Annotated in this window: 24 protein-coding genes; 8 read left to right on the forward strand and 16 right to left on the reverse strand. The window is 34.8% G+C overall.

Annotated elements, in window-relative coordinates:
* Positions 1 to 78: 78 nt before the first annotated feature.
* The 3 genes from pssA to coaA form a co-directional block, all read right to left on the reverse strand.
* On the reverse strand, positions 79 to 825 hold the full coding sequence (gene pssA / locus AC58NB_RS02555; RefSeq protein WP_497425248.1) for a CDP-diacylglycerol--serine O-phosphatidyltransferase: 747 nt from the start codon (positions 823 to 825) through the stop codon (positions 79 to 81).
* 237 nt (positions 826 to 1,062) lie between these two features.
* Positions 1,063 to 1,647, reverse strand: coding sequence for a maltose O-acetyltransferase (gene maa / locus AC58NB_RS02560; protein ID WP_497425249.1), 585 nt, complete (start codon positions 1,645 to 1,647; stop codon positions 1,063 to 1,065).
* A 31-nt stretch (positions 1,648 to 1,678) separates the two neighbouring features.
* Positions 1,679 to 2,614 (reverse strand): type I pantothenate kinase, encoded by a 936-nt coding sequence (gene coaA / locus AC58NB_RS02565; protein WP_497425250.1) that lies wholly within the window; start codon positions 2,612 to 2,614, stop codon positions 1,679 to 1,681.
* A 161-nt stretch (positions 2,615 to 2,775) separates the two neighbouring features.
* On the opposite strand from coaA, the gene AC58NB_RS02570 reads away from it, so the two are divergent.
* A complete protein-coding gene (locus tag AC58NB_RS02570) occupies positions 2,776 to 3,720 on the forward strand; it encodes an ATP-grasp domain-containing protein (protein WP_497425251.1) in 945 nt (314 codons plus the stop codon).
* Positions 3,721 to 3,911: 191 nt separating this feature from the next.
* Here the strand turns inward: AC58NB_RS02570 and AC58NB_RS02575 are convergent, their stop codons facing one another.
* Both AC58NB_RS02575 and AC58NB_RS02580 read right to left on the reverse strand, forming a co-directional pair.
* Entirely contained in the window at positions 3,912 to 6,212 is a 2,301-nt protein-coding gene (locus tag AC58NB_RS02575; protein WP_497425252.1) for a tetratricopeptide repeat protein, read from the reverse strand.
* A 38-nt stretch (positions 6,213 to 6,250) separates the two neighbouring features.
* A complete protein-coding gene (locus AC58NB_RS02580) occupies positions 6,251 to 8,002 on the reverse strand; it encodes an Hsp70 family protein (protein ID WP_497425253.1) in 1,752 nt (583 codons plus the stop codon).
* Between the two features lie 453 nt (positions 8,003 to 8,455).
* On the opposite strand from AC58NB_RS02580, the gene AC58NB_RS02585 reads away from it, so the two are divergent.
* Positions 8,456 to 8,713, forward strand: coding sequence for a hypothetical protein (locus tag AC58NB_RS02585; protein WP_497425254.1), 258 nt, complete (start codon positions 8,456 to 8,458; stop codon positions 8,711 to 8,713).
* Between the two features lie 106 nt (positions 8,714 to 8,819).
* On the opposite strand, the gene AC58NB_RS02590 is transcribed toward AC58NB_RS02585, so the two are convergent.
* The 3 genes from AC58NB_RS02590 to AC58NB_RS02600 form a co-directional block, all read right to left on the reverse strand.
* Complete coding sequence (locus tag AC58NB_RS02590; RefSeq protein WP_497425255.1) at positions 8,820 to 10,085, reverse strand: ADP-ribosylglycohydrolase family protein; 1,266 nt, start codon at positions 10,083 to 10,085, stop codon at positions 8,820 to 8,822.
* Positions 10,086 to 10,526: 441 nt separating this feature from the next.
* Positions 10,527 to 11,399 carry a malate synthase gene (locus AC58NB_RS02595; protein WP_497425256.1) on the reverse strand — a complete coding sequence of 291 codons (873 nt, stop codon included), beginning with the start codon at positions 11,397 to 11,399 and terminating at the stop codon, positions 10,527 to 10,529.
* Positions 11,400 to 11,888: 489 nt separating this feature from the next.
* On the reverse strand, positions 11,889 to 12,512 hold the full coding sequence (locus AC58NB_RS02600) for an NUDIX hydrolase (RefSeq protein WP_497425257.1): 624 nt from the start codon (positions 12,510 to 12,512) through the stop codon (positions 11,889 to 11,891).
* A 184-nt stretch (positions 12,513 to 12,696) separates the two neighbouring features.
* Here AC58NB_RS02600 and AC58NB_RS02605 point away from each other — a divergent pair, with 184 nt between their 5' ends.
* On the forward strand, positions 12,697 to 13,113 hold the full coding sequence (locus tag AC58NB_RS02605; RefSeq protein WP_497425258.1) for an organic hydroperoxide resistance protein: 417 nt from the start codon (positions 12,697 to 12,699) through the stop codon (positions 13,111 to 13,113).
* A 100-nt stretch (positions 13,114 to 13,213) separates the two neighbouring features.
* Here the strand turns inward: AC58NB_RS02605 and AC58NB_RS02610 are convergent, their stop codons facing one another.
* Positions 13,214 to 13,525 (reverse strand): DNA-binding protein, encoded by a 312-nt coding sequence (locus AC58NB_RS02610; protein ID WP_497425259.1) that lies wholly within the window; start codon positions 13,523 to 13,525, stop codon positions 13,214 to 13,216.
* A 277-nt stretch (positions 13,526 to 13,802) separates the two neighbouring features.
* Between AC58NB_RS02610 and AC58NB_RS02615 the strand changes: the two genes are divergently transcribed.
* Together AC58NB_RS02615 and yidC are read left to right on the forward strand one after the other, a co-directional pair.
* Positions 13,803 to 14,090, forward strand: a complete 288-nt coding sequence (locus AC58NB_RS02615; RefSeq protein WP_497425260.1) for a hypothetical protein — start codon at positions 13,803 to 13,805, stop codon at positions 14,088 to 14,090.
* A 27-nt stretch (positions 14,091 to 14,117) separates the two neighbouring features.
* Positions 14,118 to 14,903 carry a membrane protein insertase YidC gene (gene yidC, locus AC58NB_RS02620; protein WP_497425261.1) on the forward strand — a complete coding sequence of 262 codons (786 nt, stop codon included), beginning with the start codon at positions 14,118 to 14,120 and terminating at the stop codon, positions 14,901 to 14,903.
* 143 nt (positions 14,904 to 15,046) lie between these two features.
* Here the strand turns inward: yidC and AC58NB_RS02625 are convergent, their stop codons facing one another.
* Positions 15,047 to 16,534 carry an aldehyde dehydrogenase family protein gene (locus AC58NB_RS02625; protein ID WP_497425262.1) on the reverse strand — a complete coding sequence of 496 codons (1,488 nt, stop codon included), beginning with the start codon at positions 16,532 to 16,534 and terminating at the stop codon, positions 15,047 to 15,049.
* Positions 16,535 to 17,182: 648 nt separating this feature from the next.
* Here AC58NB_RS02625 and AC58NB_RS02630 point away from each other — a divergent pair.
* Positions 17,183 to 17,947: an alpha/beta fold hydrolase gene (locus AC58NB_RS02630; RefSeq protein WP_497425263.1), complete on the forward strand. Its 765-nt coding sequence runs from the start codon at positions 17,183 to 17,185 to the stop codon at positions 17,945 to 17,947.
* 123 nt (positions 17,948 to 18,070) lie between these two features.
* On the opposite strand, the gene AC58NB_RS02635 is transcribed toward AC58NB_RS02630, so the two are convergent.
* Positions 18,071 to 18,226, reverse strand: a complete 156-nt coding sequence (locus AC58NB_RS02635) for a hypothetical protein (RefSeq protein WP_497425264.1) — start codon at positions 18,224 to 18,226, stop codon at positions 18,071 to 18,073.
* 449 nt (positions 18,227 to 18,675) lie between these two features.
* Between AC58NB_RS02635 and AC58NB_RS02640 the strand changes: the two genes are divergently transcribed.
* Positions 18,676 to 19,089, forward strand: a complete 414-nt coding sequence (locus AC58NB_RS02640; protein ID WP_497425265.1) for a hypothetical protein — start codon at positions 18,676 to 18,678, stop codon at positions 19,087 to 19,089.
* A gap of 48 nt (positions 19,090 to 19,137) precedes the next feature.
* On the opposite strand, the gene AC58NB_RS02645 is transcribed toward AC58NB_RS02640, so the two are convergent.
* Complete coding sequence (locus AC58NB_RS02645; protein WP_497425266.1) at positions 19,138 to 20,061, reverse strand: aromatic acid exporter family protein; 924 nt, start codon at positions 20,059 to 20,061, stop codon at positions 19,138 to 19,140.
* Between the two features lie 162 nt (positions 20,062 to 20,223).
* Between AC58NB_RS02645 and pepT the strand changes: the two genes are divergently transcribed.
* A complete protein-coding gene (gene pepT / locus AC58NB_RS02650) occupies positions 20,224 to 21,456 on the forward strand; it encodes a peptidase T (protein ID WP_497425267.1) in 1,233 nt (410 codons plus the stop codon).
* Between the two features lie 52 nt (positions 21,457 to 21,508).
* On the opposite strand, the gene AC58NB_RS02655 is transcribed toward pepT, so the two are convergent.
* From AC58NB_RS02655 to AC58NB_RS02670, 4 genes are all read right to left on the reverse strand, one after another.
* Complete coding sequence (locus AC58NB_RS02655; RefSeq protein ID WP_497425268.1) at positions 21,509 to 21,985, reverse strand: BsuPI-related putative proteinase inhibitor; 477 nt, start codon at positions 21,983 to 21,985, stop codon at positions 21,509 to 21,511.
* 64 nt (positions 21,986 to 22,049) lie between these two features.
* Complete coding sequence (locus tag AC58NB_RS02660; protein WP_497425269.1) at positions 22,050 to 23,471, reverse strand: hypothetical protein; 1,422 nt, start codon at positions 23,469 to 23,471, stop codon at positions 22,050 to 22,052.
* Positions 23,472 to 23,767: 296 nt separating this feature from the next.
* Complete coding sequence (locus tag AC58NB_RS02665; protein ID WP_497425270.1) at positions 23,768 to 24,535, reverse strand: alpha/beta fold hydrolase; 768 nt, start codon at positions 24,533 to 24,535, stop codon at positions 23,768 to 23,770.
* Between the two features lie 447 nt (positions 24,536 to 24,982).
* Entirely contained in the window at positions 24,983 to 25,378 is a 396-nt protein-coding gene (locus AC58NB_RS02670; RefSeq protein ID WP_497425271.1) for a hypothetical protein, read from the reverse strand.
* Positions 25,379 to 25,734: the final 356 nt, after the last annotated feature.

Genomic DNA, 25,734 nt, shown 5'->3' on the forward strand with positions numbered 1-25,734 from the left:
CGGCCATTTTCAGCTTGCTGAAATAGCTGGAACTCTGCGATAAAGATCCAACCGTATCCTAGTTTCGAATTATTATCCTTACTTATTCATTTTCTTCTTAATTTTCTTTTTTCTAACCCGAATTGTTCTCATCTTTTTGAGGCGAAATTTAGGTGTTTTCCCTTTAATGTATCTCGCAATTATAAAGATAATATAAATAGCAATAGCCACGTAGAAAAATTCAGGGACGCTCTTAAATCCTGATTTTGCAATAAGATAGAACATGTACAATAGGAATAAAGTTATAATGACCGTATAATAGTTAAGTTTTACCTTTTTGAAGCTAGGAATTTTAATCGTACTGACCATTAAGATTGCCAAACTAAAGAAAATAATGATAAATATGCTGACATGAATCCAGTTTTCCAATAACACTAAAAAGGCAACAAGTCCCCCGGCAAATGTTATGGGGATTCCTTTAAAATGCTTTAGAGATTCCTCTGTAGGCGTTATATTAAATCTTGCAAGTCGGAAGCATCCAAAAAGAGGGAATAACCCAGCAATCATTAGTCCAACTTGATCAAAATCAATTAAATATGTATAAGAAGCTAAAAAGGCTGGAGCTACACCAAAGGATACGATATCAGCTAATGAATCGAGCTGCTTACCCATATCATCAGCTACCCCTAAAATTCTTGCCATCCTCCCATCCAATGCATCAAGCATCAATGCAATGAAAATAAGTATAGTCGCATTTCGAACATCACCGCTGATAATATAAGAAATGGAAAGATACCCACAGTATAGGTTACCTAAAGTCATTAAATTTGGTATTTGTTTCTTCATTCTTCACATCCTCAATTTGAATACGTACTTTACCTTAAATCTTTTCCATTTAAAACAAAGGTTACTTTATCTTAAACTATTATTTAAATTTTATCAAAAGCATCCATATAATGTTAAGTTTACTCGGATAGTCAACAGCATTTTTTTGTCGAGCTGACGTTCTAGTTATGGGTTACCCCGCTTAAAAAAGTAAAGCGGGATTGACATAACTTTCTTCAGTATGTAGAACTTATTATATTAAACAAATGGCATAGGATCGGATTCATCAACTATTCGTTTAATAATACGAGCTGGATTACCACCTGCCACTACATCATCGGGAATATCTTTCGTTACTACAGCTCCAGAGGCTACCACTACGTTATTACCAATTGTCACCCCTGGATTAATAACCGCCCTTCCCCCAATCCATACATTATCCCCTATTGTAACCGGTTTCCCGAATTCTTTACCGGAATTACGTTCATCGGGGTTGAGAGGATGTGTGGCAGTATAAATATGCACACCTGGTGCAAGCATGCAATTTTGACCAATTCGAACTTCACAAATGTCTAAAATAACACAATCAAAATTAGCGTAAAAGTTTTCACCCACATGAATATTGTATCCATAATCACATCGAATAGTCGGTTCTATATAGCATTCGTTACCGGTGGAACCCAGCAATTCTTTTAATAAAGCGGTTCTTTCTGCAAAATCCGTTTCAATCGTCTGATTATATAATCTTGTAAGCCTTCTTGCTCGAAGACGATCATTTACAAGTTCCTCGTCTTGTGGTCTATATAGTTCTCCATTAATCATTTTTTGTTTTTCAGTTGCCATTATTCATCCCACCCATAATGCATAATTTATCCTATATTTTCCTCAATTTCACCGAGGAAATAGAATGATTAGAATCCTTCTCTAGAATAATATTCGCCCTATTTTTTGTCGGAGCAATATTTAAATCTAAGTTCACTTTATTTATGGTATTCCAAATCGTTGTTGCAATATGGTCCGCTTCTTCATCCGTCAAATTAGTATAGCGGTGAAAATAAGATTCTGGTTTGGCAAATGCGGTTTTACGCAATGTTTTAAAACGTTCAACATACCAATCAAAAATATCCTTCTCATTGGCATCGACATAAATAGAAATATCAAAGAAGTCAGATACGTAAACACTCGAATTGTGAGCATCTTGTTTAGGTGTCTGAAGGACATTGATTCCTTCTACAATTACAATATCCGGCTGCTTAATGACCGTATATTGGTTTGGCAAAATATCATAATACAGATGAGAATAAATTGGCGCTTTCACTTTTGGATGGCCTGCTTTAATTCTGGATAGAACTTTAATTAGCTCCTTTGTATTATAACTTTCAGGAAATCCTTTTTTATCCATAATCCCTTTTTCCTCAAGCACAGCATTAGGATATAGAAAGCCATCAGTTGTAATGAGTTCCACCTGCGGCGTATTCGGCCAACGAGATAGTAGAGCCTGAATAATACGGGCAGTTGTACTTTTCCCAACAGCTACACTACCTGCTACTCCGATTACATACGGCACTTTTCTTGTTGTATTTCCGAAGAAAGTGTCTGTGACAGTGTGCAGCATTTGTGATGAATTAACGTATAAATTTAGTAAACGGGTTAACGGCAAATAAATCGTCGTAATTTCCTCGACAGAAAGTTTTTCATTAACACCTTGCAGTTCTTCTATTTCTGACTGAGTTAGAGTCATTGGTGTATTAAATCGTAGGTTAGCCCAGTCTTTTTTTGAAAAATATCGATATGGCGAAAAATTTGGCATGGTATCTCCCTTTTTATCTCTTTCTCACTCAACAGTATAAACTTTGCCAAAGTGTTTTTCCACTGCCACAATTATTTTTCCTGAATTTCAATAATTGACCAAATTCCAAGTTGGATGGTATGATTTTCATAAATTAACGAAAATCAGAAGGTGATTTCATAATGGCCCATATACATATTATTCACGAGAATGATGATTGGACGAGGCATTTAATCAATAGATTGGAGGAATTAAATCTTCCATATAAAACCTGGCATTTAGCAGAAGGCATAGTCAATTTAACAGAAACACCGCCTGAAGGAATTTTTTACAATCGTATGAGCGCTTCTTCTCATACAAGGGGTCACCGTTACGCCCCAGAATTGGCAAGCGGCGTAATCAACTGGCTCGAACGTCATAAACGGAAAGTATTCAATGGCTCAAAAGCTTTAAGTATGGAAGTCAGCAAAATTAATCAATATACGGCCCTTCAAGCGGCCGGTATCAAAACCCCAGCTACAATCGCAGCTGTTGGTCGGGACCATATCATTGAAGCTGCTAAAAAATTAGCAAAAACGCCTTTTATCACTAAACATAACCGGGCTGGTAAAGGGCTTGGTGTTCAGTTATTTCAATCGGTAGAAGCTCTCGAGGAATATGTATACGGCCCTCTTTTTGAAGAGCCTGTCGACGGAATTACACTTATCCAGGAATATATCCTATCCCCGGATTCTTCTATCACCAGATGTGAATTTGTCGGAGGAAAATTTTTATATGCTGTCCGTGTGGATACGTCAAAAGGTTTCGAATTGTGTCCTGCGGATGCTTGCCAAATAGAAGACTTATTCTGTCCGGTCGGAGAACAAGCAGAGACTAAGCCGCAATTTGAGATTATCAAAGAGTTTAATGAACCGATCATTTCAGACTATGAGAAATTTCTGGCATCAGCAGGTATTGATATTGCCGGAATTGAATTTATCCGAGATCAAGACGGAACGATCTACACATATGATATCAATACAAATACTAATTATAATTCCGATGCAGAAACGGATGCTAACCAATTTGGCATGCTCGAGCTGGCCAAATTTTTGGGAGCGGAATTAAAAAAGGCATACGGATCTTAACTAAAGCGAATTATAAACTTGGATCATAAGTGCTATCACCTGAAAAGAGGCATAAAAGAAAAGCACTTCCAATTGCTATTAACAAATGGAAGTGTCTTTCTGTGTGAATATAATGAGAACAGAACCATCTAAGCAATATTTCAAATGAACTTTTGACAACAGAACAAATGGGGATAGAAAATTTGGTGGAATTAACCTACGGGGTCTCTTGCTTGTGTAAAACCAGAAGCCAAGAAAACCTGCAGTATTGTAGTTGCCAAAGGTAAATCCCCATTTTTTTCAGCCACTAAAGCACAAGTTAATGCACCATACAACAATAACGCTGCAAAAAGATATACGTCTACCTTTCCATGTAATAAACGTCTGATTATTTTACTTGAATCCATTATTGAAACGATTATCACTAAAAATATCGTTATTCCAACATACTTTAAAACACTAAATTCTGTTAATACATTTGTTGCGGACCAATGATAGGCATAGTAAATTCCGCCTACTAATATAGCTATACTTATTAATCCCCAAGTGATTGATTTAGGATAGGAATCTATTACGTTATAGTCTGTATCATTATTCTTAATCAACCATAGAGGAAGTAAGACTACTAAATAGATCCCCGCTGATACCCAGTTTACCCCATAACTTAATAGTAGATAGGCAAATTCTGGCATTTCATTCCTATCCGCTTCCGTTAGCCAAGACTCTATTAGCCCTTCTGTATAAAACAGATAGAAACAGACAATTCCAAATAATAGAATTACAAAGGTCAATATCTGTTTTTTATATAAGTGTATATATTTTACAGCCTTCGCCTGAATAGTGGTTATATGATCCAGTTTGTTTAACTGATTTAACCATGATGGATTGATATTTAAGCACAAGCTTGTAAAGACTATCCACATGAATACTATTTCAAAATAGACGATTACATTTGTTATATTCAAATTAGAAGTTAAACAAATCTCTAAATAATGCATAGATATAAGAAACAAAATAACATAGGAAACAAGATATATACCAATCATTACTATTGGTCTATAAGTAATCTCTCTTTCTAAATTTCTAATTCTTTCTTTCGATTTTGCGCTAGTTGAATTTTCGTAGTGCTCCAACGCTTTTTTATAATTTTTAGAAGTACCTTTCCCTTTATAATAACAGTCGCCCAAGTCTAAATGAGCTTGATCGTAAAAATCATTTGTTGGTGGCAATTTAAAAACAAAGTTCTTTAAATGCTTAAATCCAGCTTGATCATTTTTCTCACAAACTTCCCCATTGAAACACATCTGACTCATCCGATACATCGAATTTTTATTATTTCCTTTGTGAGAGTTGTTATATTTTATGGCATCCTCATGGCATTTAAAAGCCCTGCTGGGATCCCGAGGAACGGTATCAGTGCCTGTATAATATAATTCGGCTAATTCATACAGTGCATAGCCCGGGTCAATACTATTAGATTCTTTAAAATGTTCAAATGCCTTATCTAACTCTTTATTATTTAAGGCTTCACGGCCACAATGATACTCATAATCCTTCACTGAAAGAACATTTTGTAAAGTTATTTGGCTGTCCTTTTTATGACCAGTATTTGCCACATAATAATCCGTTACAGGTGAGATGCCTTTAATGCCAAAATACTTGTGGTTTTTTAATAAAAACAAAACAAACTCGTTTTCATCTATTCCTTCTTCTTTTGCTTTCTTCAACAAAATATCTTTAAAATATAGTGTCGTAATATCCTTATCTTTCATGCTCAATAATAACTGGATAAACATCGAATATTTTAGAATCTGTTTGTATTCTTCATATTTATTTGTAAACTCTTCTGTCAAAAATACATCTTTTTCAAATTTTTTCAAGATATCCTTTATATCTATATATTTTTTATAACTACTATCATTTGGGTGCTCATCGAATGTTTTTTGTAAATCATCTAATTTTTGCTTAATTTTATTTTGGACTGTTTCATAGTTGGCTTTTTCATCAAATCCAAAAGCAATGAATAAACTCGTTTCTCCTAACTGTTTCATTTCATTTTCATAAGCAGCAAGCTTATTAAGCAGATTCATTGATATGTCTACATCTGGTCCTTCTTTAGCTTTAATTACCTCTTTGACTATTTTTTTAATTTCCGATTCAGCAAGATATTGATGATATTTTTTCTTTAAAACTTCAAGATCAATATCCTCTGCATTAGATTCAATCAATCTAGTTTTTAGTTCCGATTGCTTCTCTTCTTTAATTTTCAAGTAATACCGTTGTCGTTCTATCGGATTTTTTAAAATATCAAATTCATGCGCTTTTAATCTCTGTAAATTTTCAGAGGCATCATCACTTACTTTACCTAAATGTTTTAGTTTCAATTGTTTCCACTTATTTTCCATATCAAGAAAAGCTTTATTTATTTGCTCTTCATACTCAAGTGTAGGATTTAAGATCAGCGATTCATTCACTTCAAGTTTAAATAACTCAAAATAATTTTTATTCGACATAAAAATCACCACATTCCAAGGTTGATTATTGTCCTTCTTTAGTTGAATGATTGGTGTTTATTACGTTCAATAGCTTGTTTAGTTTCCTCAGAAGATAAAGAGTTTGAAACGTCAAAAGTACCATTATATATGCTATTTGTTTCCTTATGAAAGGCACTAACTTCCAATAACCCTGCACTATTCATACGTAGTGTGATTTCAATAGGTGTTCCCTTCGGCATACTATTTGGGAATTCAAGAATTCCAGAACCTATCTTATTGCCATCTTCAAGTTCGGTCTTATCACTAACCGCAAATGACTCATATACGTCAATATCGACTCCCATTTGTCCTTCATCCATCGTAGAGAACATCAGTGTTTGTTTTTGCGGAAGTTCATCATTTCTTTTTATAAAATTAAAGATTACTAGTTTATCTCTGGATGAGTTTTCATAGGCTGCAGTACCATATGTTCTTGGGGATACATTTGTAAAAATCATGCCACGCGATTCTTGCTTTTGAACCATATGTCTTGGCAGTCGATCTTCATATTGTTTCAGTACGCTCTCATTTCCCTCCTGGATTGCTTCTTTAACAAAATCATAGTCTTGCTCGCCAACTGATTTTTTCACTAATTGCCAGTCTTCTTCACTGAATTCCACAAACTCATTGCTTGCACAAATAGCCGCTCCTTTTGCAACTGCCTCATCTAAGTCTGCTTCTTTTGGTTCAATACCATATTTACTTTGGATTAATTTAGATACTTGAGGCATTTTAGATGAACCTCCGACTAGTAAAATGTCGGTGATTTCTTCATGAACGTATTGATCTATTTCTTCATTCGTTATGGCTTCAATATCTTTTTTATATTTTTTCGCTGCAGCAATTTTTATACACTTATCTGTATAGCTAATACTTCTTTCTAATAGATCTTTTGTTTTCTCATCAAATTCGTTACGTGTCATCGTAAAGTTTAATCTTCCTGAATCACCAATAATCATTACCGGTGCTGATTCTCTATTGCTCAGAGTAATTTTAGTTTGTTCTGCCTTTAAAAATAACTCCTGTAAAATATCCAGGTTTTCTCTAGGATCTTCGTCCTTTTCGTCTAAATATTTTTCTGCAAAATATTGAACAAGCGCGTCATCCCAATCTTTCCCGCCTAATGTATGGCTACCATCTGTACAAATAACATGAGGGATGCCATTGTTCACTTCAATAATGGTAACGTCAAATGTACCTCCACCTAAATCATAAACCATTACAGTTTGGTCTTTGCCGTTATTCACATGAGCATAATTTAAAGCCGCTGCTGTAGGCTCTGGGATAATATTTAATACATTTAACCCTGCGATTTTACCTGCAGCCTTTGTAGCCTCTCTTTCAGCCATACCAAAATAGGCAGGACAGGTAATAACCACATCTTTAACATCTGGATCAGCATCACTTAACTTTCCTAATGCTCTCAGCTCTGCATTAGCATCCTTAACTATTTTCGTAAGAATCTTTGCTGATATTTCTTGCGGGGACATACTAATTCCATGTATCGTTCTCATAATCGGTTGCTTTGTATCTTCATCTATTTTCCCCATATCACGTTTAATAAAGGCAACGGTATGATCCGGTTCAGATACCAAACTTTGTTTAGCTATATCTCCTACGACAATATTATCCTGTGATTCAAAATACACAACTGATGGTGTTGTAGCTTTGCCTTCTGCATTTTTTAATACAACTGGGTTCTCATGTTCGTCTATATACGCAACACATGAAAAAGTTGTACCTAAGTCAATTCCAAGTCCTTTGATCATATTTACTCGCTCCTTTACATTAATTTCTTTACTAATTTCAAAGAGTTGAATACTATACTTGCAAATAAGATATATTAATATAATTTCTCGTTTTCTAATGAATTAAACCAGAAAAATATTATTTTATTTAGTTACGAAACGAACTAACCAGCTGTTCAAATCAGGTTGATTAATTTCTAACCATTTCAAAAGAAATATATAAAAAAGCAAAGGCTATCACACCTTTGCATTTGTTTTCTATCTCTTTCTTTGAAAAGAAGCTGGCAAGTTAGAATTGCTATTGTCCATTATAATGTCATAAAATTATATTCTTCTTTAAAGCAATGATTGTTTTTCTTGCTTAGAACTTAATTCATTCGTTAACGTTTTCCCTTGTCTCAAGCATTTGAAATTGTTTATTTCAGGGGAAGACCTTATAATAGAATGATTATCTTTAGTGAAGGAGACTGAATCATGATTGAATTTTACAGCTGGCCCTTATTAAAAAATCACTTAATACAGGAGTACAATTTTCAGGAACACGGACTGGAAGAAGCATTTAGCGCATTTGAACGCAAGGTCCTCCTGAAGCACGGACTGACGAACAGGACCAATCCTGCTACCCATTCTTTTAATTGGCTAACAGAAGATGGAATCGATGTGACACTTAACTTTGCCTTTATCTATGATGAAGAGGAAGAAGAAAAAAAGTATGCCATAGTTATGTATTAATAAGTAAAGAAGAATAACCAGCTCATTAATTTTATTTAGCTTATATCCTGCTTTTATAGGATTTTAACCCATGATACATACTATTTTAGAATTCGGAGTGTAATTTTCATGAATCATAATCATTATTTTCATCAATAGTTTCGAGTCTCTTTAACCATTTCACAATGATACCATCCTCAAAGAAGCCTAGCAGTGTGCCTTCAGAGAATCGATCTGCTCGAATGGTACCCATAATTAATGCAAGGATACATTCGGAATCAAGAGAAGCCAGATCAGCATCTCGCATAGAGTCACCACCCCATGCGAGACCATTTTCCTCCAAAATAAAACGGTACTCCGTTAATCTGTACTCAGGATGGCTTGCGGAGAACTGATAGAACTCTTGAACAAATGAATTTACGAGCTCATTGAACATGACATAGGGCATATGAAATGTATTTGTCTCTTTGACATCGTCCCCCTTATCAATAATCCATTCACCATAGGAATCCGTATTACATAATTTCCCGATGTATTTCGTTAACACTTTAAACTTACCAGGTGCATATGCACTTTTAATAAAACTAGACCATTCATCATAAATCGCTAGCAGCTCACTATCTAAATAAGATAATGCCTTTTCTTTAAAAGCTTTAGGGACTCCATAATAAGCTTCCGCTATAGCTCCGGTAATGGCTGCAATTGTATCACTATCACCCCCGATGGAAATGGCGGTACGAATAGCATCTTCAAATGAAGAAGATTCTAAAAATGCTACAATGGCTTGCGGTACAGTACTTTGGCACGTCTCATTAAATCTATATGTGCTTTTAATTTCATCAATTGTGAAATCTAGCGGATAGTAATATTCGTTCATCTTCTCTCGAATTTCATTTTTAATAAATCCCCGTTTCGCCATAAATATAGCGACTGCGGTAGCTTCTGCCCCTTTTATTCCCTCTTCATGATTATGCGTTATCCCTGTAACAATCTCGGATAGCTCCCTTGCTTCGCTCTCCGTTCTGGCTAAAAAACCTACAGGACTTATCCGCATGGCTGCCCCGTTCCCAAAACTGTTATACGGTTCAGGATTCTCGCTGAATATCCACTTAGAAAACATCCCACCAAAGCCACAATTCGGATATTTGCGTCCCATATGTTGCATATAGGTAATCGACATGCTCTCCAGCACCTCTTTACATTCATCAACACTTCCATCAATAGAACGTTGAATAGCCCTTTCAGCCTCCATAAGAGCCTTAGCAATCGCAAGAGTCATAATACTGTCATCTGTTACTCGGCAATCTTCAGTGAAGAACTCAAAATCCTTGCTACGATAATTATTAAATTCAAAACGTGATCCAACAATGTCACCTATAATGGCACCAATCATTAATCATCCCTCTTTCTACACTAATCTACACGTTTGTAAGGTAAAAATCGCTAATTCAGACAAATTAACAGGGCACTTTATTTGGTTTTGTTGACTATATTAAATAAGATTATCTAAACGCTTTAACGGTAAGTACGTGCTCACTCTTTAGTAATTGATTATATATTAGTCTTTATCACTATTTTAATATAATACATACCGATTTATATTACTCGAAAAATTCGTTTTTCTTTTACCCTTTGTCACCTGATACTTAAATGGTATACAGGAAAGCCCTAATCTCCACTTGAGATTAGGGCTTTTTCATACATAATTTCATATTTAAACTATTCCATACACTCCGTATATAGGCTTGTATGAGGCCATACATGCGTGTTAGTGGATGAATATATGCTCGTTCCATATCAGTGAAATCGAGCTTTTTTCTTATTCGCCTTTAACTTATCTTTCGGATAACGCCTTATTACGCATTATTGCGCCATTAGGTTTGGGTAATTCTTCTTCTGTTATCCGGTTCATTTTACAAAAATGGTTAAAAAATTGTTGTGCCAGCTCGCGTTCTTCGGGATCAATTTTCAAGGAAATGATATCAAGTAAAATTTGAGCCATCCATGAATTATCAAAATAACGGTATTTCCCTGTATTCCATGTCATTTTTTCCGGAGATTTTTCATTTATATAATATTCCCAAAATAACAGCTGATCTGATTCTTGTTCTGTAAGTTGAATTCTGTATTTTGAATGAGCAGGAATATATCCATCTTCACAAAGCTTACCGACAAAACCTTCTTTGACCATGTAAACACCTAAGATTCGTCTGTCTTTTTCAGGCTTATCTGGATCAGATGAAGTTAACAAGACAGCGCTATTTTGATGCAAGCGGATTGGCTTGTTTGGCTTCCCTTTGTTTGTACCACTTTTTATAACACCTGAAAAAACCTTCCAGTCTGAAAAAGAACTAGTCTGTTCTTCTGTATCACACCAAAAAACCATTTGAGATTGTGGATGAAGTTTATGATGTTTCATAAGTTTCTCATGTTCTAAGTGAAGTTCCTGTTTTTTGCGTTGTAACTTTTTTTCCTCTTCCTTTTTTGATTCTTCTTCTTTTCGTTCCTCTTCCTTTTTTTGAAGAATTTTTTCAAGTGACTTAGCATCACTTTCATCATGTAGTTTCAAGTGTTCTCCAAATACATCAGGGAAAACAAACCTTTTATTTTCAGATTCGAAATGTATTTCAATACTAGACTCATCCTGCTTTACTATACTACCTTCACCAAAACGTTTGTGTGTAACTTTCTTATTGATTAGGTTCATTATTCAAGTCCTCCTTGTAATAAAAGCTCGCTTACTATAAATAGAATGGTAATCATTTTATCCAACAACTTACTTTAAAGCTCATAAAACTGTTTGAATTAAAAAAGGATAAAAAAAAAGACGTATTCAAATTTTATCATCAAAAAATAAGTCCAACGGAATTAGAAATACAAGTTAAAAAAAACAATTATAAGACTATTATAACATTTTTTGATAAATTCACAAATTTATTATTGACAAAATATTTTCCGGTAAGGTAGAATGAAATTTTATTATCTGGCATGATCTTTAAATAAGTCTAAAAAAAGGTTTCCTAAGAGTCTCAGCGCTTTTAGGAAACCTTTATAAATACCACAAGATTAGCGGTGATCAGAGGATAGGATAGTTTCATATCTAATCTTGAAAACAGATCAATTCTCAAAAAAGGTTATAGGTTAAACGTTTCTTAAGCTTGTGATCCGCTTCCTTTTAAGCTAACAAGGTTATTGTTTATCCTTTTCTAGAACGTATAGCTTTTGCTACACTTTCAAAATAGTTCTTAGAATGCGGTACAAACTGATCTTTAGTAATTGTGTCCGTAAACCAAGCTTTATTTCCACTTGAATCATACTTATATCCCTCTATCTCCAATTGATCTCTCTTTCCACTATAAAACGCTATAAACTGATTTAATGGAGCTTTAGCCAATCCGGAAACTTCTTCTTGTTGCAGGTTAAAGGTCTCTATCGAATCTTTCATTTCATAAAGAAAAACATGACTTAATTCATGATCTATAATTGTCTCGGTTTCAATTACATTAGAAATCATCCCGAGACTAGTCAGTTGATGATAGGAAATATTTAAGCCTAGCTCCTCATTCACTTCCCTTACACCATCAGCAACCGACTCATCAGAGAGAATGTGCCCTGCGGCTGTGATGTCGTACAAATTAGCAAAATCCTTTTTCAAATGACTTCTAAGTTGGATATACATATATTCTTCATGATTTTCCATCCCAACAATATAACATTGAAATGTTTGATGCCAATATCCTTTTTTATGAACTTCTTCGCGTGTGGCTACCCCAACCGATCTACCTGATTCATTAAAAATAGTTAGCATTTCAGTTTCCATTATCCACACTCACTACTTTCCATAAAGTATATTTCCATTTCCATTATATACCTTGTTATTCTATGTAGTCTAGATGAAAAAGGAAATATTTTCATATTCATCACATGATGTTTTCTTTGACCTTTGTTTAATAAGACAGAAACAGGGAAAAGTGCTATATATCATATAATAAGGAGTGGATAAGATGGAACCATTATATACTGCAACCGTCACAGCCACTGGCGGCCGTGAAGGACATGTTAAATCTGAAGATGGAGTTATTAATTTAGATGTGAGACAACCTAAAGCACTCGGAGGAAGCGGAGAACAGGCTGCTAACCCAGAATTACTATTCGCAGCGGGCTATGCAGCATGTTTTGACAGTGCATTAAACCTTGTTTTACGAAAAGATAGAAAGAAAGTAGACACAACAGTTACTTCAAATGTAACAATCGGTAAGGATGCAGAAGATGGTGGATTTAAACTCGCTGTTCGCTTAGATGTATCTATCCCTGAATTGGATAAAGAAGAGGCTAAACAATATGCTGAAAAAGCCCATCAGGTTTGCCCTTACTCTAAAGCAACACGAGGAAATATTGATGTAACCATTATTACGGTATAATTCCGATAAAAATAAGACATGATCTAAATTCTATTTGCATATAGATGGAAATAACGGCTGGATACCCAGCCGTTATTTTTTTCAATTCTACTTAAATGGATCAGTCTACATTCTTGTAATGATGAGACGAAATCCATTCGATTAATTGGTTTTTTGGATAATAGGTAGTACCGTTTAATACAAGCTTGGGAATATCCTGATGTTCAGTCAATAAAGCCTTTATTTCCAGCTTATTTAAGTTTAGAAGAAATTCCAAGTCACTCTCTTTTAAAAACATATTATAATCAATTGCCTTTTTGGGCTGACGAAAAAGCGTTAACCCTTTACCTATGAAATAACCCATTAAAGCTAATCCGATTCCAATACAAACTAGCCCAGTACTTATTCCTGTACCAGCAAATTCTATTTCCAACTTTCTCCCCCTCTCTTTTGATACAAATATTACACTACCTAGTTCGACAGTTTTTACTGCACATATGTTATTCGATTAAGGCCATCTTTAATCCTTCAAAAAACTTATTCCAACGATTAAGATCACAGTTGGTATTGTTTAGTCTATAAGTAACATCTTTTTTCGACCCCCTTAATACCAAAAACTTCTATTTTATTTATAGCATTCCTTTAATGGTATGGTATAGTTTGTATAACCAAATTACTTCATACTTGAAGTTCTTAAACGGAGAATTGCCATGATTGGATTATTAATTGAATACGATTATCAAGTCATTCAGCAAACATTATTAATAGCTTTCTTATTTTCGGTCGTCTTTCCGTTAGCTGCCTTATTTATTGTGCATCAGCAAAATAAAGTTCTTCTGAATAATCACTATGAAGAAGAAACAAATCAACTGATTTTAACAAGTGATAAGGAACAGCCAATTATAGATAAACGTGATATACAACGCTTTTTCACCTTATTTAGAATCAAGGTAAACCCTGGAGAAAAAGATAATAACCATTTCCTTCCCATCGTATAAATAAACACACGAAATGGAGGAAATGGATTGAACAGATTATTAGGTATTTTATTTGCAGGATTATTATTGAGTGGATGTTCAGCTAATACGAGCGGGGACGAGGGTTTCTTCCAACATTTTATTGTGTCTCCTCTCTTATCCTTATTAGAGTTTAATGCAGAATTATTTAACGGAAACTATGGCCTCAGCATTATATTGGCTACTCTGCTGATTAAATTATTGCTTATGCCTTTAGTTGTTAAACAATATAAAACACAGGCGGACATGAAAAGTAAAATGGAAGTTATCAAACCTGAGATGCAAGACATTCAGGAAAAATTAAAACAAACAAATGATCCAGCAAAGAAAGCAGAAATTCAGCAGGAAATGTTACAGCTTTATCAGAAGCACGGCGTAAATCCGATGAATATCGGATGCTTACCGATGTTGATTCAAATGCCGATTTTAATGGGATTCTATTATGCCATTAAAGATTCAGATGTGATCGAAAGCCATAATTTTCTTTGGTTTAGTCTAGGCGAGGTTAACCTAATCATGGCGCTAATTGCAGGATTGATTTCCTATCTCCAATTTAGAGTAAGCTTAAAGCAAATGCAGCCTGAACAGCAAAAACAGATGAAACTTATGGGGTTACTCTCTCCGATGATGATCCTGTTTATCTCTTTTTCAGCGCCGGCTGCTCTTCCGCTCTACTGGTCAACAAGCGGAATCTTCCTCATCATTCAGACAATCGTCTTTCAGAGAATGTATACAAAGGATGACGCAAAAGAACTTTCGCCCCTTCAAACTGAACCTTCTCTGAAGAAAAGCTAGTTACTACTTAAAACTCACCCCATAAAAATCAGATACCACTCTGACTTTTATGGGGATTTTTTGATTGTTGTATAAACACAAAAAAACAGTGTGATTGCCGTCCTAATCACACTGTTAACCTCCTTATTTACTCCCTATCATTCTTAGTCCATATTAATCCAAACACTCTTCACTTCTGTGTAGTTTTCTAAAGCATAGCTGCCCATTTCGCGACCGATACCGGATTGTTTATATCCTCCAAATGGAGAAGCCGCATCAAATGTATTATACGTATTCACCCATACGGTTCCTGCTTGTAATTTATGAGCAATTTGGTGGGCTTTTTTCAAATCCTGCGTCCAAACTCCGGCTGCCAATCCATAGTGGCTGTCATTTGCTTTTTGGACGAGATCATCGATATCATCGAATGGCATGGCCGCAACAACAGGCCCAAATATTTCTTCTTTCGCGATCGTCATACTATGATTCACATCTGCAAATATAGTCGGAGATACAAAATATCCTTTATCAAATGGAAGATCCCCTCCAAGTAAGACTTCTGCTCCCTCTTCAACACCTTTGTCAATATATCCTTTAACTCGGGATTGCTGCTGGGAGGAAATCAGCGGTCCCATCGTTGTATCTTCTTCTAGACCATTTCCCTGTTTAATATCCTTGGCACAGGATATCAAATCAGCTACTACATTATCATACATTTTCTTCTGAACATATAAACGGCTTCCTGCACAGCAAACCTGTCCCTGATTGAACATAATTCCCATCAGTGCGCCCGGAACCGCTTTTTCTAAGTCCGCATCTGGAAGAATGATATTTGGTGATTTTCCTCCAAGTTCCAATGTCACGCGCTTCAGAGTGTCAGCAGCTGATTTCATGATCTGTTTACCCACTTTGGTGGATCCAGTAAAAGCAATTTTATCGACCAGTGGGTGATCAACTAATGGTTGGCCAGCAGTTTGACCAAACCCAGGCACAATATTGACCACTCCATCTGGGAAGCCCGCTTCATTAATGAGTTCTGCCAAATATAAGACAGAAAGCGGTGTGTTTTCTGCTGGTTTTAATACAATCGTACACCCGGTTGCAAGCGCTGCACCTAGTTTCCAGGCAGCCATTAATAATGGGAAATTCCAAGGGATAATCTGGCCTACCACTCCTACCGGTTCATGCCTTGTATAGTTGAAGAAGTTACCCGCTACTGGGATGGTTTGTCCCATAATTTTGGTTGACCAGCCCGCAAAGTAGCGAAAATGTTCAATAGCTAACGGAATATCAGCATTGGATGTCTCACGGAATGGCTTCCCGTTATCCAATGTTTCCAACTGAGCCAATTCCAGCTTGTTCTCTTCCATTAAATCTGCCAACTTGTATATTAAACGACTGCGCTCTGCAGCATTCATCGTTCTCCAAGGACCTTGATCAAATGCATTACGCGCTGCTTTAACAGCTAAATCGATATCTTCAGATTGAGCTTCTGAAATCACAGCCAAAACTTCATCTGTAGCTGGATTCATTGTTTCAAACGTTTTACCTGAAACTGAGTCTACGAAACGACCATTTACATATAACTGTTTTGTGCCTTTTAGAAACTCTGCTAATTTCGGACTAACATTGGGACTTAAGGTAGTGGTCATTTAATTCCCTCCATCTATTTTATCGTGTGAACGATTTCAGTATATTCCATCTATTTCTTGTTTTCAAATTATTACCAGCTAAAAATCGTATGAATCGTTCGTTCCTTTTTGACATGATTTTAATTTACAAACCAACTATTTGTTGAATAAAAGCAAAGCTTGTCCCAAAATGCTGTTCCTTCCAATTCTTTGTCTATAAGTGATAAATATTTTTAATCTAATTACAATCACATTACTGTAAGAGTTAATAAATTTACCAGAATAGACAAGAGAATGTTGAAGACTATTAAAGGTAGTAGTTTATTCAGGATTGTTCTATTAAAAGAAAAGCCTTAGTTAATTAAAATTTTATTATTGTTTAAATATTATTTTACTATCGTCTATTTTTACCGTTCCTCTCCCTTTTTCTTTAGTAAGCTGTATTTCTTACCGCTTGCTATATGAAGGATTCCATCCCATCGATTCCCAGTTTCCTTTTATTTGGATATTAGTTACTATTTGTATGGACAAGGAAATGCACTGGTCCATAAATGCAGGTAGTCGTTAGTAGCAATTAATTTTCCTTCAATCATTCATATACTCGTATATTTTTTGATAAGTTTATTCCTTTCGGAGGGGATACGCTTTAAAGGAATGGGGAGTGTGGCGATGTTATTCTATAGAGAGTATAAAAATGAATCCTCCAATAAATGGGTCGTCTGTATTCATGGCATAGGTGGAAGTTCTACTATATTTGCGAATCAGATTAAGGTATTAAAAAAACACTTTAATTTGCTGTTAATTGACTTAAGAGGACATGGAAAAACAAGAATAGAGCAAACAGAAGAGAAATATAACTTTGAATTACTTTGCAATGATATTATCAAGGTTCTTGACTATAAAAATATAAAAAAAGCAAAGTTTATAGGCGTATCAATGGGAACCTTATTAATTAAGAAAATGTATAAAATAGCACCGGAAAGAATAGAGAAATCCATTTTAGCTGGAGCTATAACAACATACAATAAACGAATAAAGTTCTGGTTAAGAATTGGCCTGCTCATTAAAAATTTTGTTCCATATATGTGGTTATATTCTTTTTTCGCTTGGGTGCTCATGCCAAATAAAAATCACAAATTCTCCAGGATTATGTTTATCCGAGAAGCTAAAAAAATGAATCAAAAGGAATTTCTCAGATGGTTTGATTTAGTGGATCAAATAGAAGAAATACATGGTGAGTTAATAAAAGAGCCTGTCGATATTCCAACACTATATGTAATGGGTAAAGAAGATTATATGTTTCTAGACACCGTTAAAAACGACATTAAAAATGAACATTTTTCCGATTTAAAGATAATTGAGAGCAGCGGCCACGTTTGTAATGTGGATCAATATGCAAAATTCAATCAAATAGCGGTAGATTTTTTAAGCTGATTAAAAAGCAATATAAAGAATAGTTAGTACATTGTATACAAAAGGAATTCAGATTGGCTTTATACAAGTCATCATCTGAATTCCTTTTGTATTTTTCATGGAGAATTGACCGATTATCCTCTATTATTTAAAATCATGTTTGGCCTTTCCCAAGTCCAAATGACCATCTTCTTCAAATTTATGCTTCCACTTTACGAACCAAGTGGTTTTCGGTACTAGTTGTTCTAAGGTAATCATTTCTATCTGTTCTCGATTCTTTTGTAAATGTTGGGTTAACATCCTAATTATCACCTTAGTAAATAATAACTACGTATTATACAAAAACTACAGAAATTTATATCTTATAACAAGAAACTCCATATAACACAGTATCCTATTTTCTGTAGAATGGGAAAGAATCCTGAGGGAAGAACAAGGTACCCTAGATCCCACAGCGCAGAGCGCGAGGAGGCTTGATACTTGCCCGCGGAAAACGAGCCTATTCTGCAGAAAATAGCTTTTTTAAACCAAATAAGAGAGACAGCGAAACAAAGATACGGCAGAGTCCCCCTAAAATAAGGAGATTGTCTAAAGTTTGAGGGCTATTTACTAGTAAGAATAGTTCCTTTTGTTCTATAAACAACTTATTAGGGTAATAGTTTCTTTTATCAATAAAAAGGGAAATATATCCAATGTGTAGAATAACTTTATCAGGGTTGCATACATACTTGAATCAAGGAGGAACCAAATTGAATCAGTCATTAATGGAGGATTTCAACTTATTTTTTCGTGAATTTCAATCCATTTGGAATAGCTGTAACACTGAATTGATGATATCTAAGTTATCACCTGATCTCGCTGTTCGATGGTCAAATACTGAAGGTATCGTATCGGATTGGGGATATAAAGAAGCTTGCTTGGGATGGGCGGAAGCTTTCGATCACTATTGCGGACATAATCCAAAATGGAATTTCACAACCATGCATATCACACCCGCTTCCAAAGATGAAGTTATTATTATGTTTTGGGTTACATTTGAAATGGATGGAGAAAAGCAAGATGTTGTTAAGCTATTTGTGCAACGCTTTAAAAAATATGAGGATGGATGGAAATTGCTGCATGAGTACTGCGAAAGTTTACAACCAGAGGCGGCCATTTTGTAAAATTCAACAAAAACGAACTGTTTACGTATAAACAGCTCGTTCTCTTCATTATGACTCGATTTCGATAAATTGCTCGATTTTATTCATTAAAATTAATAAAGCAGCACGTGTTTCAAATTCTTCCCTTGTTTTCGGTAAATCCATTTGTTCGAACTTATCTCTTAGTTCCTGTAATTTTACTAACAAACGATCACGATCTTCCATATTTTTCCCTATATCATCTACAAATTCAGCAACCATTTCATTTTGTTCAAAGGTTGTCGGCAATTGAATGATTAAGGGGACCATTCGCTCAACGATTTGGAATTGTTGATGAGCTTTTGTGAAATAGTGCAAATAATAGGAGTCTCTTTTAAAAAAGGAATTTTCTTCACTTCTTTTGGCTAAACTCATACCTTCTTCGATTAATTTCTTTGTTTTAATGATATACTCATCATTCCATACACGTTCTGTTTTTCGAATAAACCTTCCTAGCTGCAGGAAAATCACTTTAAAATTCCCTTCTAGCTCCTTTAAAATTCTCTTGATTTCACCTTCCACACTAGGCATATATAAATTGAACAAAAGGGCTACCAGAATCCCAATCGAAACGATACAAATTTGGTTTAAGATTAGCTCTAACGTAATATTCTGTGATATGTATAATTGCATAACGATGACAAACCCAGGAACAATACCATCCTGTAGACCTAGCTTAGCCATGACTGGTATGTAAATAAACAACAATACCCCTACCCCGACAGCTGTATAAGCACACCCTTCAAATATCAGGACGGCTAATAATATTCCTAGGATACACGCAGCAAATCTCTGCCAGGCAATTTGTATGCTTCTGCGTTTTGTACTTTGAACGCTTAATAAGGTGATAACTGCGGCGGTTGCCGTATTTTCCAAAGATAAAACTTGAGCAATCACCAAGGCAATCATAGCACCTATAGCCGTCTTAACTGTGCGACTTCCAATCGTAAACATAGTTGATTTCGTCCTTTCTTTCCTTCCATCCCATTATATAAGAATGCGCAAAATAAATAAATCCACTCCAAGATGGAAAATAAATCGAGAGAAATTTTGAACAACTTTTTGTTGATTAATTAAACTTTCGCTATAATAAGGATACAGAAGGAGATGAAATTGATGAATAAAGAATTAGTTGAACGATTTCTTACATATGTAAAAATTGATACCCAATCCGATGAGAACAGTCCAACCTGCCCCTCTACCGAAAAGCAGTTTGACCTCTTAAATCTTTTAAAAGATGAATTGCAGAAAATCGGGATGGCAGAAGTAACACTTGATGAAAATGGCTATTTATTCGCCACGCTACCGGCCAATACAGATAAAGACGTACCAACGATCGGTTTCCTTGCTCATGTGGATACAGCTACTGATTTTACCGGGAAGAATGTAAATCCTCAAATCGTCGAGAATTATAACGGCGATGAGATTACGCTTAATAAAAATCAAAATATTGTTCTATCACCGAAAGATTTCCCTGAGCTTAAAGGATATATAGGTAAAACGCTGATCACTACGGATGGAACTACGCTTCTTGGTGCTGATGACAAAGCAGGTGTTGCGGAAATCGTAACCGCGATGGATTACTTAATTAAACATCCGGAAATTAAACACGGCAAAATCCGCGTTGCCTTTACTCCAGATGAAGAGATTGGCAGAGGTCCTCATAAATTTGATGTAGAGCGTTTCAATGCTGATTTCGCTTATACACTGGATGGCGGTCCCCTTGGTGAACTTGAATTTGAGAGCTTTAATGCGGCTGGGGCGAAAGTAACATTCAAAGGTACCAACGTACACCCAGGATCTGCTAAAAATAAAATGGTTAACTCCTTAAAGATTGCCATGAATTTCAACTCAGAACTTCCAAAAGAAGAAGCACCGGAATATACGGAGGGTTATGAAGGCTTCTATCATCTTTTATCTTTAACCGGCGATGTAGAACGTACTCACGCTGCTTATATTATCCGTGATCATGACCGAGAAAAATTTGAAGCCAAAAAAGCTACCATGAAAGAACTTGTTGTAAAATACCAGGCTCAATATGGTGAAGAAAATATTATATTAGATATGAATGATCAATATTATAATATGGGAGAAAAAATCGAGCCTGTAAAAGAAATTGTTGATATAGCACATCAAGCTATGGAAAACTTGGGAATTCAACCAATTGTAAAGCCAATCCGCGGCGGTACAGATGGCTCACAGCTTTCTTATATGGGCTTACCGACTCCAAACATCTTTGCCGGAGGAGAAAATTTCCACGGCAAATTCGAGTATATTGCAGTAGAAAGCATGGAAAAAGCTACCGAAGTCATCATAGAACTCGTTCAATTATTTGAAAAAAGAGCTTAGTCCTATTCACACAAAAAAAAGGGTGCCAATTCAATTTGGTACCCTTTTATCATTATTCTACTTTGAACTGAAATTTTTCCCTATAATCATTCTCCATCCCTTGGGCGGTTAACCATGCTTCTAAAATATATGTCCCAGGTTTAAGATCTTTTAAATGAATATCATGTGTTAATTGAGCATCTTTTACCAATTCTTTTTCAGTAATAACCTGTATAAAGGATTTTCCTTTTGAATATTGGATTACCGTTTTTCCCGACTGATCCTTTAAGATATAATCAAAGGTTTGTCCTGTATTGAATGTTAGTTTGATCGGTTGGTTTGTTTTGTTTTCAACCGTATATACAAACAAGTACTCATTGCCTTCTTTATTTTTTTGAACCAAGTTTGAGGTTAATTTTGCATCGTTGATACGCTTTGTACTCTTATCTATATTCACTGGTTTGTCTTCACTTCCTTTATTTTCAGTAGAATTTTGACCGCATGCTGCCAAAAGGAGAACACATAATAGGAAGCATAGATATTTTTTCACCAGCTCACCTCCTTTTTTATTTTCTTTGTTTGTTAGGTTCTACACTCTCTTGCTATTCCCCTGCTTAATCTTCCTTTGATTTCACTTTTTCTTTTATCCATTTATAGACAGTAATGATTCCCAAAACTCCACCTAACGTAATTCCGGATAACGCCACAAATAATGCGATATATTCAAAGATAGAATACGAAGCCGCCTGTGACCAGTTAATACTCGCTTTCCAATCCTGTTCGATAACCAGATTCATGCCATAAATTCCGGATATAACTGTATATATAGTTAAAAATGTAAGTAAATATTCATGCCGTTTTCCCGTTAGCTTTTCATGATTTTTATAAAGATTACCAAGCGTTCGATTAACATGGTTGTATAGATCATCCATATGAAAAATTTCTTTCATTTTTGAATAGATTTCTTTTCCAAATATCCTGCTATGTATTTCTGGTTGATAGAATTGTGCAGAGAAGTTCGTTATTCGAATGATTAGTTTCTCAATGGAGCCTTTTTTGTCATCCACTCTAAGCTGAGAATTCTCATAAGATAATTGTAATAATAGGAGCCTATTAAAGAAGAATAAAATATTCGTATAGAAATTTTCTCCATACATACGTTCAGCAATAAATCTACTTTTCTCTTTAGTTTCATTAGATAAACAGACAAAGGCATAATTACTGATGATATAATAGGAGTCATCCCCCCAACGGTCATATACATGCTGCTCACAGAAACGCTGGATATATGCCTCTGATTTGGCGCCTGCACAGGGTACTCCCTCATCATCATATCCTTTTATTGAAGCCGCTCTATATAAAGAAATTTCATCCAAAATCGTATTCTCTTCAAAAGACAAATAGTAATAAACCTGCATTCGTTCTTCTATAAAAAATGGTAAACTGCCAAAATAGGTTGTATGCTCTTTTTTAGACAGAAAATCCTCGAGCCAAGGACAATATTTATTGAAAATAAGATCTTTTGTTTCGGAATATTTTTTTTCACTTAACATAATTTCTAGTTCATCTGGTTTGTCTAATCTTCTGAACAAGTCTATAAAATGAAGGACATCGTTATAACTCATGTGTTCAGGCAGGTTTACTCTCAAATTCATCATGCCAATATTATATGGACATACAAAAATATCAAAGGAGACGAGAAGAAAATCTGTATCCAAATATCGGGATTGCAAATGGGCCTTTTGATTAACGATCTTGCTAAAACGGCGAAAAGTATTTTTATTCGTTGTTTTTCGAGGAAATAAGATAGGTTCCATATTCGGCAGAAAAAATTTCTCCATACGCTCATGAGATATTCGTATATCACCATAAAACTTAGATTCTTGCTGTCGATCTTTTAAGTCAAAGAATTCCCATTGTTCTTTCGTTAATTGTTTGATTAATTCTTCGCTTCGTGAGGTCTCTATCTGGAAGGGAAAAATGAATTGAAGGTACGATTGATTCACTTGAAGTTGCGGTATATTTAAATTCGACATAGTTCCAGCCCCCAATTTCTCTATCTCCCTCTTTAATTCCCTTATTTATAGATAAAAAACGTATCACTCTATACAAGTCAGTGTTAAATCATTCTGTTGATATTGATATTCAGTTAAACCCAGTCGACAACTACCTATATAATCAATAAAGAACTATTTGAAAGGATGAAGGAGAAGGAAGATTAGGTTAGTAAATGAATACTTAGCGATACGTATGCTGCTTATCAAAATTTATACGCACATAAAATAAAATAAAGCAACCGGCTTTAAGTCGGTAACTATTACCGTTTGTTATTTCAGTGTGTTAATAAAAATTGTAACGACTCTTCATTAAATTGAGCAGATTGATCTACATTACATACATGACCGCTGTCTTTTAATATGACCAGCTGATTTGATGATTGCTTTTTTACTAATCGCCTCACTGGTTCTAAAAACACATAATCTTCATCTCCCATAATATATAATGTCGGAATTTTTGTATCTCTTTCATTAAATTTAACTAGATATTTTGCTATACCACCCGTTAAGGTTAACCAACGCAAAAATTCTCTATGCTTGATTTTTTTTGCCTCTTGAATAAATAAATAACGTGAAGTTTCATGGTTTTTTCTCGGCATTAAAATCCACGCGAATATTTTATATAACCACATAAATGGAATTATTTTTTTTAACATATTAGCTAAGCCAAGTAAAAAGTGCAGCCTTGGTGTAATACGTATAACAGCTCCAGCTAACACCATCTTATGGAAACGTTCCGGGTGTGTTTCAGCTAGTTGACGAATTAGCATCGTTCCCAGTGAAATCCCTACAAAATATGCCTTTTCAATCTTCACCTCATTTAGCACATCTAAAATGTCTTTACTGACCAAATCAAGTGTATATTTGGTTGGACTATTTTCTATCCCACAATTACCATGGCCTCGAAGATCGACAACCAACACATTAAAATGCTTGCGGTACACTCGGATTTGTTTGTACCAAATGGTTGAGCTACCACCAGCACCATGTACTAAAACAACCCATTCTTTATGTTGTTGACTGTAAATTTTATAATGTAACAAATGTATTCATCCTTTAGTTATTTAACATATACTATTATAACGAAAAGCAACACGTATGGTTTCAACATAAACGTATATCACATCATTTGAATGCCCTACTATGATATCCGTGAAACATTTTTTCGTATTCATGTATCCTAAATACATCAATTTTTCTTCTATCCATTCTTCAAATACGGTTGCTATTCAAGTATTTATTGCTTTTAATCTTGCTTCCTGCTGGATATCATATTTTTTCATGTAATATTTATCAAATGGTAATTGTGACCATAGTAAAAGGCATTAATAAAACATTCTAAATAGGACTCACATTGATTAATTGGTAATAGATTTTATACTGTTCCTTTTTTTACGTCCTTACCAATAAAACATATAATAAAAACCCCATAGTCAAATCTATGGGGTTAAAATAGGTATAATTTCATTATTATTTTTACAATCCACTATTCATTTTTTAGGGCTACGCCATTTTTCCAATGCAGTCTGTAATACAGAAGCTAAAAACAACGTTTCTCCGATACTGATTAAGATTCGATTCAATGGATTATTCATATTAATAGAATCATGATCCAGCTGGCCAGTCTGTTCCTTTTTTAATTGGATAATAGCTTCCTCAGCTTGCCCTTTCGAGAATCTCAAAAGCTTATTTCCCCACTCCTGATCATCCTTCGTAAATAATACAGAGTCTTCTTCAATGATCGCAGCAAACTGTACACCGTAATTATTTTTGTACAAATATGGAGCTTTTTCAAAGAAATCCACAGGCGTGTCCTCTAACTGTTCATGTTCAGCTTGTATAGCCTTAATCTCTTCTTCCACTTCTATTCTAGTGCTTGTAACCATCGATACCAACTCCTTCTGCTAAGTACTTAAAAGTATAAACCGTTTACCAAAAGTTGTCTTCCAATTTATAGAGATAGATAAAAAGTAAATATATTTAGAATTTTCCATTAAAAATTGTTACCATATCACAATAATTATTACATTATATTCCTTATTACTAACGTATAAAAAATTTAAAAGTGTAAGAAATTCATTTATCCTATCTAACAACATTATTGTCATATTCCTTCACTATCTGATGGTTTTTTCAGTTATAAATACGCATAGTTTATCAGCCGGCATTCATTCTATTAAAATAGTACCTATACTCCACCTTTCGTATACGTACTTTTCACTGATTTACATTTGTTTCCACC

This window comes from Pradoshia sp. TA40_28 (genome assembly GCF_059694525.1).

Coding starts and splice junctions, on each gene's coding strand:
- pssA (WP_497425248.1), bottom strand. CDS start 825: ATGAAGAAACAAATACCAAATTTAATGACTTTAGGTAACCTATACTGT.
- maa (WP_497425249.1), bottom strand. CDS start 1,647: ATGGCAACTGAAAAACAAAAAATGATTAATGGAGAACTATATAGACCA.
- coaA (WP_497425250.1), bottom strand. CDS start 2,614: ATGCCAAATTTTTCGCCATATCGATATTTTTCAAAAAAAGACTGGGCT.
- AC58NB_RS02570 (WP_497425251.1), top strand. CDS start 2,776: ATGGCCCATATACATATTATTCACGAGAATGATGATTGGACGAGGCAT.
- AC58NB_RS02575 (WP_497425252.1), bottom strand. CDS start 6,212: ATGTCGAATAAAAATTATTTTGAGTTATTTAAACTTGAAGTGAATGAA.
- AC58NB_RS02580 (WP_497425253.1), bottom strand. CDS start 8,002: ATGATCAAAGGACTTGGAATTGACTTAGGTACAACTTTTTCATGTGTT.
- AC58NB_RS02585 (WP_497425254.1), top strand. CDS start 8,456: ATGATTGAATTTTACAGCTGGCCCTTATTAAAAAATCACTTAATACAG.
- AC58NB_RS02590 (WP_497425255.1), bottom strand. CDS start 10,085: ATGATTGGTGCCATTATAGGTGACATTGTTGGATCACGTTTTGAATTT.
- AC58NB_RS02595 (WP_497425256.1), bottom strand. CDS start 11,399: ATGAACCTAATCAATAAGAAAGTTACACACAAACGTTTTGGTGAAGGT.
- AC58NB_RS02600 (WP_497425257.1), bottom strand. CDS start 12,512: ATGGAAACTGAAATGCTAACTATTTTTAATGAATCAGGTAGATCGGTT.
- AC58NB_RS02605 (WP_497425258.1), top strand. CDS start 12,697: ATGGAACCATTATATACTGCAACCGTCACAGCCACTGGCGGCCGTGAA.
- AC58NB_RS02615 (WP_497425260.1), top strand. CDS start 13,803: ATGATTGGATTATTAATTGAATACGATTATCAAGTCATTCAGCAAACA.
- AC58NB_RS02625 (WP_497425262.1), bottom strand. CDS start 16,534: ATGACCACTACCTTAAGTCCCAATGTTAGTCCGAAATTAGCAGAGTTT.
- AC58NB_RS02630 (WP_497425263.1), top strand. CDS start 17,183: ATGTTATTCTATAGAGAGTATAAAAATGAATCCTCCAATAAATGGGTC.
- AC58NB_RS02635 (WP_497425264.1), bottom strand. CDS start 18,226: ATGTTAACCCAACATTTACAAAAGAATCGAGAACAGATAGAAATGATT.
- AC58NB_RS02645 (WP_497425266.1), bottom strand. CDS start 20,061: ATGTTTACGATTGGAAGTCGCACAGTTAAGACGGCTATAGGTGCTATG.
- pepT (WP_497425267.1), top strand. CDS start 20,224: ATGAATAAAGAATTAGTTGAACGATTTCTTACATATGTAAAAATTGAT.
- AC58NB_RS02660 (WP_497425269.1), bottom strand. CDS start 23,471: ATGTCGAATTTAAATATACCGCAACTTCAAGTGAATCAATCGTACCTT.
- AC58NB_RS02670 (WP_497425271.1), bottom strand. CDS start 25,378: ATGGTTACAAGCACTAGAATAGAAGTGGAAGAAGAGATTAAGGCTATA.